Source organism: Robinsoniella sp., assembly GCF_034124845.1.
Genome location: NZ_JAWYAJ010000048.1, coordinates 2,798 through 18,525 on the forward strand (window position 1 = coordinate 2,798; position 15,728 = coordinate 18,525).

The window sequence follows — 15,728 nt, forward strand, 5'->3', positions numbered from 1 at the left end:
AATGATCTGCAAGATATGCTTCCAGGCGCACACCCTCTTTCCAACCATAATTCCCGAAAATCTCACACATAGAACGATTTTTCTTTCGTGCATCAATCGCAGCCGCACTGGACGCCAGACGCCCCAGTGCAAAATGATAAAATACACCGTCTCTCTTAGTACCAAGATGGGATACATACAGAGTATCTTCTCCCTGCGGCAGTACCTGTCCGCCAATATCATCAATTCCCGACATGTCTTGCCCTGCAAGGCCTCTGAAAAAATGCCCCAAGCTGGATCCACACCGCGCATGCTGGTTATTATCCTCTATCAAGTGTCCAATATACTCCACACCATGTTCCCGACACCAGTCCCCAATCTGCATGGAAAAGTCCTCTTCCACACGCCGTGTCACCAAATCCATAAATCCATATCGCACCTTTGCTGTTATGTTTTCATCAAATTTTCTCTCCCAGAGAAGGGGTAGAAATTTCAGATAATCTGCCCCCCAGTGCTTCTCCAGATCCTTCTGCAGCTGTATGCTCCAGGGTTGGTCATCCTGCTCATAGATCTTTTGATCCATCAAATAAAGATGTCCGTTTCCAATCTCCGGCTCATCAGAGAAAAATCCTGCAATTGTTTTCCCAAAATCATCCTTATAATGTGCATAATGAGGTTCATATACTGTCTCAATCAATGTGCGGCATGCCTCTTTATCCAGCATATTCATATAGTTCCGGTGCGGTCCTCTGTTTCTTGTCAGTTGGCAAGAATAGATTTGCCAATCTCCCTCGGAAGGCGTAAAGACAATTTTCCCTTCGTTTTCCTTCAGCATCACGAGATCTTTTTCTCCCAATCCATGCTTTTTTACAGCCACGGCGCCCAGCCACTGATCATCAGAAAATGTTTCAAATGACATGTCAAAATAATTTTCAATCCATGTAGATTCAAACGGCGCTGCGCTTTTATATTCCGTCGCCTCCCATGTCTGTTCACATCCCGCTGCTACTTCTCCCAACACCTTATATGTCAGAAACCATCTTCTGCAGGAATCCGGCTTTTCTTCTATCTTTCCATTACAATAGCCTGTCGGAAAATGACTGTCATCCAAAATCCATACTTTCATCTTCCGCCTTCTTGCTTCATCTAGAATGATATCCATATCATGCCACCATCTAGCTCCAACAAAATCAGGATGGGGGCGGCTTTCAATACAAACAGCCCGGATATTCGCATTATAGATCACCTGCATATACTCACGCAGTATTGATTCTGTTTCCCCATGCTGCCAAAAAAACGGAAAAATGTAATTATCCATCTCGTTATTCAATAGTCTTTCTATTTTTGAATTCATCTGCGTCTCCTCTTTTGACTTTGCTCACTGTATTCCATTTACCCATCCTGTGCATACTTTTGCCGATACTCACTGGGTTTCATACCTTCCGTTCGTTCAAATATCTGATTAAAATGATACACATCACTGTATCCCACCAGCCTGCATACTTCGTAGATGTGCAGTTCTGTTTCTGCCAGCAGCTTCTTCGCCCGATCCACACGATAATCCATCAGATATCTCTGATAAGTCACACCAGTCTTTTTCTTAAATAACTGACTGAAATAATACGGATTGATATAAAACTTCTTTGAAATATCATTCAAGGTAATGTTCTGATTATAATTCTTCCGGATATATTCTTTTGCCTCTACAATCACATCCTTTTTCTTCGGCAAACTATCTTTGAGCATTACTTCATTCATAATGCTCACCATATTCATGATCCAGTTTTCCAACTGTTCCATAGTCCTAAACTTTTCAATACTTTTCAACGTGAACAGGTTTTTTCCAAAGTATTCATTCAGCTGCAACTGTGCCGTCGGGATATTATGCAGTCCAAGCAGTACAATATTCAGACTCAATTTCTGAAGTTCAGGAAGTGAAAGATTGTTTTCTGAAAGAACCCGATTGAAAATTCCTTTTACTGCAATATGAAATCCATCCTGATCAAACCGATCAATCCGTTCTTTCAGCTGCTCTGTCTCTTTCTCTGTAAGCAAATCTGTCCGGTTATCCATATCATACAGTTCCTCAAACAGAATTGCTGTACTACTCCCCTTCAGGATTCGGTAATTCAATGCCACACGGGCTTCTTCATACGCTTTCGGAAGCTTAGTATAATCCTCGTAAGAACTTCCGATTCCAACACTAATATGGTATCGATCTTGTTCTTCTTTCATTGCATACTGTCGGATAAGATTCTTCTTTTCTTCTATATCCATACTCTTTGCACCTATGACAACTGCCATCTGTGCATTTCCCGTCTTTACACCATAGAAAAACGTCCCACTTGAAGAAGTCAGCCCTTCTTCTATACTGAAATCACTCAGAGCTTCATCCCATTCAATCACCATACAGGTATACTGTCCGTATTCTTCCAATACCCCCATCTGATTCAGGTAATCTCCGACTTTATATTGACTGTCTGTTCCACCTGTCAGGAAATCCCGCAGAGCATAATCTCTCATATCATCATTTAGTTTACTAAGCGAATCCTCTGTCTTTTTTCGCTCTGAGATTTCTTTACATACCTTACTCAGCATTTTGCTCAGTTCTTCTTCATCCACCGGTTTTGTAATAAAATCCCTTACACCAAGTTCAATCGCCTTCTTGGCATAGCTGAACTCTGCATAACCACTTAACACCATGAACTCTGCCGGAAAATTGACTTCCCGCAATGCCCGAATCATTTCCAATCCATCCATAACCGGCATTCGGATATCCGTCAATATAATATCCGGCTGTTCCTCCGTTGCCTTCTCATAACCTTCCCTGCCATCATGTGCCAATAGAACCGGTGTACATTCCGGATTGTATTTTTCTACTAAATAGGCAATTCCTCTTGCCTTTTCTTTCTCGTCCTCTACAATCAACACTTTATATGCCATAACTCAACCTCTTCATCTAGTCCATATATGGTACTCGAATCTCAACAATTGTTCCCTGTTCATCACTTGATACAATTCGCAATTCTCCGTCGCTTCCATAACGCAGGCGAAGTCTCTCAGCAATATTGCGTAGTCCGATTCGATGAGAATCACTCTCTTCTACACCCTTTTCTTTCTGTATCTCCACATCTTGGGCCACGTAAAGTCCCTGTCGCACCGCTTCCAATCTCTCCGGACTCATTCCCTTTCCGTCATCCTGAATGGTAAAGACCATTTTCTTCTCTTCTGTCAATTGGCCCGTAATCCATATCTCAATGGGTATACCACTCTCTTTACTTCCGTATTTAAAGCAATTCTCCACAACTGGCTGAAACAAAATTGCCATGAACTTCGCATGATAAATTTGTGGATCTATACTCTCTTTTAGTGTAATTACATGATCAAACCGAATATTCTGTAGTTGGATATAAGATCGAATATTTTCCAGTTCATCACGAACTTTATAATTCTTCTTATCGCTGTCCAGAACTGTTCGAAACATCTTTGCCAGCAGCTTTACCATATCCGCCACTGTATCGTCTCCATTTAAAATCGCTTTGATACGAATCGATTCCAGTGTATTAAACAGAAAATGGGGGTTAATCTGTGTACAAAGTGCCAGATACTGCGCATTTTTTTGACGAACTCCGGCCTGGTACACCTCTTCAATTAGTTTCTCCATTTTGCCAACCATATGGTTGTAGCTTTTTACAAGACTTCCAATCTCATCATTTCCTGCCGAATCCATAATGAGCTGATAATTTCCGCCTTCTAGACACTCCATACTACTTTGCAGTTTCTTAATCAGACGAAGCATCCTTTTACTAAATAAGATAGATACTGAAATAATAACCACTATTAAAATTATAACGAGAAAAAGGGTCACCCTTTGAATAAAACTGACCCGCAGTAACATTTTGCTCCGAGGAATAACTGTATTAATCTTCATTCCTAACTGTTCCGTTGTATCTTCTATCACGAGATAATTGCTTGGATCCTTCTGATACATCAGAAGCTCTTCTTCATTAATCTCACTATAATTTACCCGCCCGCTGGACAGATCCGAATCATAAATCAGACCACCTCTGGCATCTGTAATATTGATTTTTATATTATATTGATTGCGTTCTAACAAAAAAGCATCACTCAGCTTTAGAATGCTCGCAGGTGGCAAATCAATCAGAATCAAACCTGCATATCTTCCATTGCTTCCATAAACTTTCCGTCCAAAGGTAACTATAATCTGATCCTTATCTTTATCGTAATAAGAACAATCATGCAATGGTGTCAAAAACAAGGTTTCTAAATTCTGCTGCTGATCTAAAAACCACTTCTGCTGTATCAGTTCTTCATAATTTAATGTCTTTCCGTTCCGATCATATTGATAGTACTCCCCGGCTTCGTTCATAATTGTAATCGATTGGATCTCACTTTCCATAGTCATTAGTTTCATGACCATTTGACGATAATACAATTTATTTTCAACCTGCTGGGATATAGGAATATCGGTAGCTAAATTATCTAACAGTCTGTCATTTACCAACAATGACTTTGTAGATAAATCATAATCGCTTACAAATTGATTCATATCTGAAGCAATCTGAGAACTAAATATAGCTGTTGTCTCCTCCATTTCTGCTTCCAAACTAGCCGCTGATATGCGATAAAGCACAAAACTGCTGATAAGCAACGGTATTACACTAACTATTGAGAACACAAGTATCAATTTTAAAGCCATATTCAGGTTGTTCCATAACTTTTTCATTACCTTCACACCGAAACGTAAGTTTCCCCTTCTGTCTTATTCCAAAGAGAATTCCAGCATATCAAAAGTCCCTCTCCCCTGATAGGAAAACAACAGAACTCCCGTCCATTCTTCACATACCGCATCCATTGAAAATTCTGTCCACTCTTCAGAGTGTTTTACAGGAATCTGACACAATAGTTTCTCTTTCTTACCTATACTAACGCGGATTGTTCCTTCGGCACATCCTCTAATTTTTACAGATACTTTATGTAAGTTCCGGAGATGAAAATATTTGTAACCAATTACTGCCCCATCCTTCAATTTTGTAATAAACTGTCTTGGAACTGACTCTAACATTTTCACTTCTTCAGGGTCCACATCTGGACAATCTTGTGTTACATATGGCTGATCATTACTGCCTGGTCTGGCAATCTCAGGTTCTTCCTTTCCATGCAAGACACACGCAATAGATGCCGGATAAGTCCCTCGCCCTTCCAATGGACCACCATTTAACCCCTGTGATGTCATCTCAGCCTGCTGAATTCTTCCATCCTCAAAAATGGTAAGTTCCTCCGCACATCACATGGCTTCCGTATATATACACCCGTTCGGCAAATACATGCGGTTCCCCGTCGGGAATATATTCCCATAATGGTAAATACGGATTATAACATTGTGTTTTCATGCCTATCTCCTTCCGTTTCCTATATCATGAAAACAGGAGCCATGAGGAATATATCCTCCGGACTCCTGCAGCTTAAGATTCCCTCTTATTTATCTCCGGCAAGTTTCTGTCAAAATCTATATCCGTTCTTATTTAGTTTTATTAGCATACCACTCTCTAGCCAGTTCTGTCACTTCTTTTCCGCCCGATGCATACCATTTTTCAACAAACTCATCGAACTTATCAATTGGATATTCACCTGCAATGATCTTGGTTGCATACTCAACATATAATGTCCTGTTTCCGATATCGGGATAATCAGAGTAAATAGAATCCGGCATACCATCACCTGCAAAGCTCTTCACATACTCCTGGTTTTTCTGAACATTCTCAACTGCCTGAGAAACTGCCCATTCCCTGTCTTCTGTTAACTGTGTGGACAATACATTTACTTGGAAATCAATGGTTGCAATGCTGTTGTATGGCGCAAGTACCAGGTTCTGTTGAGTAGACGGATCATCCGGAAGTCGAACTGCCTTTCCATCTATCACTTCACTGTGCATACCTTCTACACCGTTGTAAAATTCCATCCACATGTCCTGATTTCCATATGCATCAAGTACCTTCATAATCTTATCTATTTTTTCTTCATCCTCTGTGTTGGCTACTACAAATCCGCCGCCATTCATCTGACGATGCGTATAGTAACCTTCATATCCTGGTGCAGAAATTGCTGGTAGTATAGCGATTTGCGGTTTTACACCTGTTCCAGAATAAATATTCTCAGCATAGTTGTAGCACTCCTGTGGAAGATGTTCCCATACCCCTACAACCCCTGAGTTAATCTTTCCATCCCATGCGGACTTGTCATTCAACAGCGTCTCTGGATCAAGCAGACCCTCTGCATATAATTCTGACATCCATTCCAGGCAATCTTTCATATTCTGAGTTACTGCGGAATATGTTAGTTCGCCGTCATAAATATCCCACTGCGGATATCCTTCCCACATTGCAATTCCATACTGTCCAAACATCTGTCCCATCCATCTTACTTCTGCACGCCCGCCAGTCGCAATCTCATCTGCAACTCCGTTTCCATTGGGATCGTCATTTTTAAAAGCACGTAGTACTTCAACAAATTCTTCCTGTGTTGTCGGCATTTTGAGTCCCAGACTATCCAGCCAGTCCTGACGAATCATACCACCGTTTCTTCCGTAATTCAGAACCTGTGGAATCACATAAATACGATTCTCACCCGTTGGGTCATTGGCCTTTACAGCATCCCACATTTCTTCCGGAATGCTTTCCCACAAATGGGGAGCTTTCTCCTGTAATAAATCTGTCAAATCCAAAAGTGCGCCGCTCTCAATCAACTCTGATTCAATTCCATTCCACGGACTGAATACATCCGGCATATCACCTGCTGCAATTCTTAAGTTTAACTGTTCCAGGTAAGTCTCACCGCCATTCCACTCTACATATGGCTGTACGATACCGACACCCATCATCTTTTTATATAGATTGTACAACTCACTTCCTGCTTCCACTGGAAGATATCCGGTGTTAGTTCCCCAAACCTCAATGTATTCATCTGACGCCACTTCCTTACTATCTGACATTGCTTCCTTGCCATCCGACACTGCTTCCTCACCACCTGATGCTGTTTGTCCATCTTTTTTTTCTGACGATCCGCAACCTGACAGCATGGATAATACCATCGCTGATGCTGCCATTACACTTAATAGTCTTTTCACCAATTTACCTTTCATACCTCTCCACCTCATTCTTTTTATTTTATTTTAACAGTTTTTTTTATTTTTTAAATATGGGGATTTTAGAAATCGCTATGTGCTTTTTTAGATTTTTCTAACCTTTCACTGAACCAAGCATTGCACCTTTAGCAAAGTATTTCTGAATCCATGGATAACCGATCAAAATCGGAAGTATTGCAAACACAACTGCTACCGCACTCAATGTTGCTGGTGTATAATTCGCTGTCTGCGCCATTGTAATTGCGCGTAGTTCACTACCGCCGTCTACGATGGAGCGGATCTTCATCTGCAGCGGAAAGAGATCCATATTCTGAATGAACATCATCGGATGTTCATACTGATTCCACATCGTAACACCGTAGAACAAGCCAACAGTCGCTAACACTGCTTTGGATGCCGGCAGTACAATCTGGAACAAGATACGGAACCTCCCGCATCCATCGATCATCGCAGCTTCTTCCAATTCTTTTGGAAACTGCTTAAAGAATGTCCGAACAATAATCAAATTATATGCCGTCATAATATGCGGGAATATTAAAACCCAATAGCTGTTAAACAATCCGTATGAACGAAGCGTCAGGAAGTATGGCACTTTCGGTGCTGAAAATACCATTGTGAACACAACAAGCAGCATAATATATTTTGAAGTCTTAAACTCCGCCTTTGACAGGGGATATGCCATCAGCACATTTAGTAACAGCGCAAAAATCACACCAAATGCAGTCGATGAAACTGAGATTAAAAACGGTTTCCAAATTCCACCCTTGCCCAGAAGATAATTCCATGAGTCAAACGTAAATTCTACCGGCAGCAGATTGATAAGATTCATCTGTGACGCAGTCTTTGAACTTAGGGAAATTGCAAGTTCCGAAATAAGTGGAATGGCTGTAATAACTGCAAACGAAACCAATATTATTGTGATTAAAATCCCGAAAACCCTGTCTTTTGCAGACTCCCGCACATGTGATGCTCTCTTACGAACTTTCATTACCACAGCCCTCCATCCTCTGAAACCTTATTTGCAATCTTGTTAAACGTAACTACCATAAATAGTCCAACTACCGACTGAAACAGACCAACGGCCGTTGCAAAACTATACTGTGCCTGTTGGATTCCAACACGAAATACATATGTATCAAAGATATCTGCAACTGCATATGTCATCGGCGTATACAGATTGTAAACCTGGTCGAAACCAAGTGTAAGGAAACTTCCAATGTTCAAAAGAAGCAATGTCAACACCGTTGGAATCAAAAGCGGGAATGTGATATAACGTATTTTCTGAAATCTGGACGCTCCGTCAATTGCCGCCGATTCATACAGACTCGGGTCAATACCGCTAATTGCTGCCAGATATACAACTGTCCCCCAGCCAGATTCTTTCCATATCGTGGAAATCACATAAATCGGTCGGAACCAGCTTTCTTTCTGCATAACCAAAAGTGTTTCCATTCCAAAGAATTCTCTTACATTATTGAACAGTCCACCAACACCAAAAATATCAAATACCAGACCTCCAACAACAACCCATGATACAAAATATGGGATACAAATGATTGTTTGGATTCCTTTCTTAATCTTTGCATTCCGAAGTTCGTTCAGCATCAGTGCCAGAATAACTGGAATTGGAAATGTCAAACATATTTTCAATAAACCCAGCACAATCGTATTCCGAAGTATCTTGTAAAAATCCGGGTAAACAAACAATTTTTTGAAATTTTCCAATCCGCACCATGCGCTTTCCCAGATCCCTTTATAAGCCGAGTAATCTTTAAATGCAATAACACTCCCCATCATCGGAATATATTTAAACATAATCAGATAAATAATTCCCGGAAGCATCATCACGTAATACGGCCAATACTTTTTAAAATGACTTCGCGATCCGGAAGACTTTGCGGTAACATTTCTTGTTTTTCCTGCAACCATAACACCCTCATACCTTCTTTCTTTTATGTTGATTTAATTTTAGCATTTTTATATTTTTTTGAAATATGGAGATTTTAGGTATTGGCATGGTATTTTTTAGATTCAGCTAAAGCCGAGGCAGAATAGCTCATGTGAGTTATACTGCCTCGGCGACATACTGTTTTCATTTTGAAAGCGGCTGAGGAGTTTAGTCAGCCATATCTTCTACGTTTCTCCTAAGTCCATCATACTCTGCAAAACCGTAAGATTTCGGCTTCCCATCCTCATCCATATCTTTTGCAAGATGTACCTGAAATCTACTGTCCGGTAAAAATGTAATCCTCAATTTCATCTGCCCCGTATGTTCTCCTGTTACTTGAAGATTGCTCCAAATGACCGTCTCTTCAGGCAAAAACATGTTGGCCGGGGCTTTTACCCGAATCCATCCATCATAAAAGGTCTTTCCGTCTTCACTGTAGTGGTCATATCTGGTTTCTACTGTATCACCCGCTATATAAGAGTTTAAAACTATGCCACATACACCTTTTATTTTTACGGGATAGGGTAGCTCTGTCTGCATTCTGGCATATTCCATTGGCAGCGCATAAGGTATCTCTTTTTTTCCAGGAGTCACTCCCCACATTTCAGGCTTTGACGGCTGCACATCCAAAAGCCTGCATTTGCGCAGTCTGCTTTTTACTTTTCCTTCTATTAACCGGGTACTTTCGTTCCACATTGCCTTTGTACTGTCCGGATGCCAGCTCATAGGAGAATAATACACCCATTTTCCTTCCGGATCACTTAAATTTATCCCCTCGTGAGCTCTTCCCTCACTCATAGAACGCTGGACATCAATCAGTACCGGACCAATATTACCGGCTTTTTCATAACGGACTCCTGAAATCGCATACTGATACAACACATTCAAATATTTTCTCCGTGTGATATTATCCTTATGCAGTGGCACAACCCCCAGTACCCCACAGTCCGTCTTCGGTGAAAATCTTGGTGACATACAGACTGCATACTGCTCATTTGGAGAAAAGATAGCCGTTTCTTCATAGCCAAGTGTTTCTGTAATCTGAGCAACCTCTTCTGTATCCAGCATCTGCAGAGTACTTTCCGTAATGCAGGTTCCCCCACCAGCCAGCGTAAGACCTCTTCCTCCTCTTACAAACTGTTTAACTTCCCCTCCTCTGCTTACCTGGGTACGGGAAAATCCCTCATTTTCCAAATCTGGTTCGACTTCATTCACAGTACTGATGATACACATATCTTCCATTTCATAATGGGATTCCTTTCTCACCAGGCTTCCCAGAAAATTAAAAACTCCGTTCCCTGTTAGAGAAGAGAAGCATATATGCTCATTGTCAGGCGCAATCAATGGTTCGGACCATCTCATAAATAACCCTGGGATTTTGTAGATCTCTTCTGGAAATACCACTTCCACTAACTCGCACGAGGTACATCGATCCAGATCTGGTGTGCATTCTAACACATAGTCCCCCAGCAAGATCCGTTTATTATCGGAATAACACATCCAGCGGATTCCGTTGGCTCCCTTTTTCATTGGGATTACTCCATCAAATAGTTCACAGAGGTCCAGACCATCCTCTGATATTGTAAACACCCGATACCAGTTTTCATCTTTTTCAGGTTCTCTCACAGCTACTAATACACGCCCGGAAAAAGTATAGGTCCCGTTTATATTTGTATCAATTCCGTCTGGCAGCGGAATGTCTGTGATTTCAATGCGACCATATTCTGTATTTTCAATTAACATCATTCCTTCCTTTCTACTTTGCAGCCTCTACTTTATGCACATCTTAAATGCCTGTTAAAAAGTCACATATTTGTTCATAAACTCCGCACTCATCTGAAATGACTTTATCGGCGATTTATCCACCCAGTTTTTATGGCTCTCCAGAATCACCGCGTCAACGCCGGCTTTCTTCGCTTGTTCCACCATCATCGTAAGATTCATGTTTCCATATCCCAACTCCATGCTATCTGACTTAAGAATCGAGCTAGTCCTTCCACTCACACGGCTTCCGCGGTCATTGATGTGGTACAGCTTCATCCGTTCACCTAGCCGCTCCATTAATGGCAGTACATCTACACCTGCTTCAGTTGGCCAGTAGGAATCAAATTCGAAGTTAACATACTTCGGATTAGTCTTCTCTAGAATCAAGTCGTAGGCCGTTTTGCCTGACTCTACCTTGCGAAATTCACAGTTGTGATTATGGTATAACAGGGAAATACCTCCTTCTGCAAAAATCTTTCCTACATGATTCAGTTTCTCGATCAACTCCAGCACCGCCGCTTTATCTGAATAGTCAAACTGGTGCATCCCAGTCACCACAATATATTTGGTATCAAAGACCTTTGCTTCGGCGATAATATCCTCCGGTGCCCGCATGCAGCTTCCCAGGTCTTCATGTACACTGACCACCTTTAAATCAGACTCGGCCATCAGCTTTTCCCAATCCAATTTGCCGGTCTTTCCCATCGGCATTCTGGCAAGTGTGGTGAGGATACGGACAATTATGGGCATTTTTTTAATCATAAAGCCATTCAGTTCGATTCCGTCATATCCGGCCTCTTTCATTAACCGCATGGTCTCTTTTGCTTTCTTTTTGCTTCCCATGACTGTGCCGAGCTGAATCATCTGAACTGCTTTTACCGTTTTTTTCATTTCCATTTTTTCGTTTCCTCTATTGTTTCGGAATCTGCTGCAATGCTGCATTCAAAGCCTTTACCTGCTCCTGACTCACGACGTCTCCGACCTGCTTTAACATACTCTCCAAAGTCATAGCTCCCATCATTTTTATCAGGTTCGGGTTATCCTTTACACTTTCGGCCACATCACCCCGGCCGGCAGATGTCTGTGCCATCATCGCTCCCATGATTGCTCCTGTCTGGGGATGGCTCTGCAATGTTGCCAGCGTATCTTTGATTGAAAAATATCCCTCTTTAAAATCATTTTTGTCGAACCAGTTGACAAGGTCTCCGGCTGTTCCGAACCGATAATCCTGATTTGGTTTTTCTACCTTGCGAATCGCCATTGCATCAGTGCATTGTCCCGCCAGAGCTTGCACGGTATGATTGCCACTGATGGGCACTGCAAAGCAAAATACCCGTTTCCCCTTTTGTGTCTCAATCGGCTCCCCATCTACATATAGGGTCACTTCCGGCTGATTGGAATAGACCTTTACCTGGGTTACTGCCTCTGCCCGATCCACATATCGGCTGCCACACAAGTGGACAAATGCTTTCTGGCTCCAATATGCCTTATACAGATAGAACGCATCCTTTTTCAACCTTCGATCCATGGTAACCAGCCCTTTTTGATTCTGACCGTTCTTCCCCCCCTCGTCTCTTCCGTCTGCCGCAAAGTCAAACATGTTCCAGACATGGGTCGCCCAGAGATACGGACGCTCCTCTATCATCCTGATGATATGTTCATGGTAAACACACTGATAATCTTCGGTATAATCACCGCGCTCCGGATTTGATGAATGAAATGCCGGATTGGCATCTGCACCATACTCAGAAAAACCGATACATCGTTTTGGGTAAGTCGCATGATACTCATCAAAGAAACTGTTGTTTTGTTCCAGCTCGCCCAGATACCAGCCAAAGTACAGATTATAACTGGCAATATCAGGTATTTCTAATAGCGGACTGTCCGTCTCCAGCATAAATGCATGGGCCATTGTGGTCGGCCGGGTCGCGTCCAGACTATGGCACAGATCATTTAATAACCGGTGGTTTTCCATCAAATCATCGGTTACGCCGCCACTTGCAGAAATTTCATTCGATAATCCCCAGCAGACAATCGATGGGTGATTATAATTTTGCACCACCAACTCTCGCATCTGACTTAAGGTATTTACCCTGCCGTTTGGCATATGCTGGGTGATGTATGGAATCTCTGCCCAGAGAATCATACCGCAAGCATCGCACAGATCGTAAAAAAACTGACTATGCTGATAATGCGCCAAACGGATGGTATTTGCACCGATTTCCCGGATAATTTCCAGATCCTCTATCTGCATTTCTTTCGTCAGGACATTTCCCGTCCCCAGACGGTCCTGATGACGTGAAACTCCACGCAGCGGGTAGCTGCGACCATTTAAGAAGAATCCTTCCTGTGGGTCAAATTTGATGGTGCGACAACCAAATTTAGTAGTAATGCTGTCACCATCTTCATCATTCTGACAAATATCCGCTTTCATGGTGTACAGATATGGATCATTGATGCCATCCCAAAGATGTACATTTTCAATGGTAAATACCGTCTCTGCGTGTCCGTCTATGATTTGGGCATCCTGTATCATGTCACCGATTACAAAAGTAACCTTCTCTGCCACACCTTCTATCCAGGCTTCGGCGGTTACTTTTGCATCCTTTCCGACTACCTCCGGCGTTATCTTGATGCCCGATCCGCCGGCATAGCCAAGGGCAAAATGTGCTTTTGGTACAATCAACAGGTTCACTTCCCGGTAAAGACCACCATAAAAGGTGAAGTCGGCTTTTTGCGGATATACCCGGTCATTGTCCGAATTATCAACCGAAACTGTCAACTGGTTCTCTTCCTGCAGATATTCAGTCAGATTTACCCTAAAGGTCGAATATCCACCTTCGTGAATTATCCTTTTTTCTCCATTCAGATATATTTCAGCCGTCATCGCGGCACCGCAGAATTCCAGCCAGATCTCCTTCTCCTTCTTTAATTCTGCCAAAGACTGTCCATCTGCCACTTCGGTTATGTCCAATTTTCTCGTATACCAGCAGAGTCCACGATAATAATCATTACCACCATCCTGCCCATCTATGGCATTCCATGTGTGGGGGAGGGTTACTGCTTCTCCTGAAGTCTCCCATGCTGCATAGGCACTGGCAGCTGTTTTTACAAACTGCCAGCCATTATCCAATAATATCGTATTACGCATAATTTTTTCCCTTCCTTTAAAAATGATGAACGCCTGTTGTCACGAACTCATGTCTGCCATCCGGTAAACATACTTCTGCCTTTGCATTGGCTGGAACCGTGATTTCATAAAAAAACTGATCCTGCTCATATTTCCATGCGCTGACAATTTCCCCCATCGAAGACTGATAAACCGCTTTAGCATATCCCAGTAGCTGATGTGGTTGTGGAGCTATCTTTATTCTATCATTTTCCACCTGAATACCGCACACGCCGGCAAACAGCCACCCGCAAACAGCACCGTAGGAATAGTGATTCAGCGATGCACTAACTTCACCTTTTTCATTGATGCCATCCCAGGTTTCCCAAATGGAAGTAGCACCTTTTTTCACTTCATACAACCACCCCGGCATCGTATCCTGTAGTAGTAAACGATAAGCCGTTTCCTGATATCCATACTCCGCCAATACACTGCACAGCGACGGTGTCGATAGAAACCCGGTATTTAGGTGATAGTCATTCTCTATGATTTTTCCATTTAATTCTGCTGCCGCCGCTTTGATTTCTTCCTCGCTCAGTAAATCAAACGCGATAGCGCGTACATACTCTGCCTGGCGATCCGAATGGATCTTTCCGTTATCAGTCGCTACAAAATGAAATGCCTTTGCAGCATTCTCTGCGGTATCCCGGTAATGTGCGGCATCTTCGCTTCGTCCAAGGACCTCAGCAATTTCTGCCAGCATTCTGCCGGAACGGGCAAAATATGCTGTAGCCACTTTATATTGCGGCTTCGACATAGCTGCCATCGCCGAGACACCCGGCTCGCACCACTCGCCAAAGTCAACCCCCGAGTCTATGGTATACATTGCATAGGGATTTTCTTTTTCAATCGTGTTTTGCTCATTGATCTGCTTTGCGCGGTTCTCTAAAAATCCATACCATCCTTGCATCATTTCATAATTTTCTTCCAAAATGCGTACATCATTAAACCGTTTATACAAGGTATATGGCACAATTATGCTTGCATCACCCCAGCCAACCGAAGAGGCTAACATTCCGGCGTATTGACTCATTGGGTTATTTGGCGGTGCGATAATCGCAAGTTTTCCATCATCATACTGATTCAAGCGGCACTCACTCAGCCATTTTCGCACGACCGGATAACAATCAGCAAAAAAGAGTCCTGTTTCAATAAAGATTCCCATGTCCCCTGTCCACGCTGCACGCTCTCTGGTTGGACAATCGGTTGGCATGTCGCAAAAATTGGATTTCATACTCCAGATGCTGTTGCACACCAGCTGATTCACATCTTCATTGGAGCACTGGAAGCTCCCAGTTTGCTCCATATTGGAATATACGGCAATGGAAGTAAAGGTAGCTGTGGCCAAATCTATATCGGTTTCTATTTTCGCATAGCGGAACCCCCAAATAGTAAATTTAGATTTATAATGGTTTCGGCCATTTCTACAGATCAATTCCACACGCTGCTTTATCTCTCCTTCTTTATGTCGTTTACGGTCCTGAAAATTCTCAATTGTAAAATTCCCATTTTCATCCAGCGATTCACCATGGGTCATGATGAGAGTCTGGCCTTCCTTCGCATCCACGGTAAATTCCACATAACCTGCCAGGTTCTGTCCATAATCAATCACCGTTTCACCGTTCGGTGTAATCATTATCTTTCCGGCAAAACGTTCCTGTTCCACGACAGGTACTGAGTTTGAACCTTTGAAATGGGTGATC

The 15,728-nt window shown here is 42.4% G+C and carries 11 protein-coding genes and 1 pseudogene; all 12 read right to left on the bottom strand.

The features are described 5' to 3' along the window. Positions 1 to 1,333: pseudogene (locus ACH2DQ_RS02475) on the bottom strand (hypothetical protein); the annotation flags it as partial. A gap of 38 nt (positions 1,334 to 1,371) precedes the next feature. Beyond that, positions 1,372 to 2,922, bottom strand: a complete 1,551-nt coding sequence (locus ACH2DQ_RS02480) for a response regulator (protein ID WP_394912623.1) — start codon at positions 2,920 to 2,922, stop codon at positions 1,372 to 1,374. A gap of 16 nt (positions 2,923 to 2,938) precedes the next feature. After that, entirely contained in the window at positions 2,939 to 4,594 is a 1,656-nt protein-coding gene (locus tag ACH2DQ_RS02485; RefSeq protein ID WP_394912622.1) for a sensor histidine kinase, read from the bottom strand. A gap of 168 nt (positions 4,595 to 4,762) precedes the next feature. Continuing rightward, positions 4,763 to 5,236, bottom strand: coding sequence for a hypothetical protein (locus tag ACH2DQ_RS02490; RefSeq protein ID WP_394912621.1), 474 nt, complete (start codon positions 5,234 to 5,236; stop codon positions 4,763 to 4,765). A 25-nt stretch (positions 5,237 to 5,261) separates the two neighbouring features. Further along, a complete protein-coding gene (locus ACH2DQ_RS02495; RefSeq protein WP_394912719.1) occupies positions 5,262 to 5,393 on the bottom strand; it encodes a hypothetical protein in 132 nt (43 codons plus the stop codon). Between the two features lie 128 nt (positions 5,394 to 5,521). Next, a complete protein-coding gene (locus tag ACH2DQ_RS02500; protein WP_394912620.1) occupies positions 5,522 to 7,141 on the bottom strand; it encodes an ABC transporter substrate-binding protein in 1,620 nt (539 codons plus the stop codon). A 97-nt stretch (positions 7,142 to 7,238) separates the two neighbouring features. After that, the gene (locus ACH2DQ_RS02505; protein WP_394912619.1) at positions 7,239 to 8,132 is read right to left on the bottom strand and encodes a carbohydrate ABC transporter permease; all 894 of its coding nucleotides are present in this window, start codon (positions 8,130 to 8,132) and stop codon (positions 7,239 to 7,241) included. Continuing rightward, a complete protein-coding gene (locus ACH2DQ_RS02510) occupies positions 8,132 to 9,073 on the bottom strand; it encodes an ABC transporter permease (protein ID WP_394912618.1) in 942 nt (313 codons plus the stop codon). Before ACH2DQ_RS02510 ends, ACH2DQ_RS02505 begins: the two co-directional genes overlap by 1 nt. 187 nt (positions 9,074 to 9,260) lie before the next feature. After that, the gene (locus ACH2DQ_RS02515) at positions 9,261 to 10,838 is read right to left on the bottom strand and encodes a hypothetical protein (RefSeq protein ID WP_395025454.1); all 1,578 of its coding nucleotides are present in this window, start codon (positions 10,836 to 10,838) and stop codon (positions 9,261 to 9,263) included. A gap of 51 nt (positions 10,839 to 10,889) precedes the next feature. Further along, entirely contained in the window at positions 10,890 to 11,753 is an 864-nt protein-coding gene (locus ACH2DQ_RS02520; protein WP_394912616.1) for a sugar phosphate isomerase/epimerase family protein, read from the bottom strand. Positions 11,754 to 11,766: 13 nt separating this feature from the next. Then, a complete protein-coding gene (locus ACH2DQ_RS02525; RefSeq protein WP_394912615.1) occupies positions 11,767 to 14,007 on the bottom strand; it encodes a glycoside hydrolase family 2 protein in 2,241 nt (746 codons plus the stop codon). A 16-nt stretch (positions 14,008 to 14,023) separates the two neighbouring features. Next, the coding region (locus tag ACH2DQ_RS02530) for a family 78 glycoside hydrolase catalytic domain (protein WP_395025457.1) at positions 14,024 to 15,728 on the bottom strand (1,705 nt) is incomplete at its 5' end.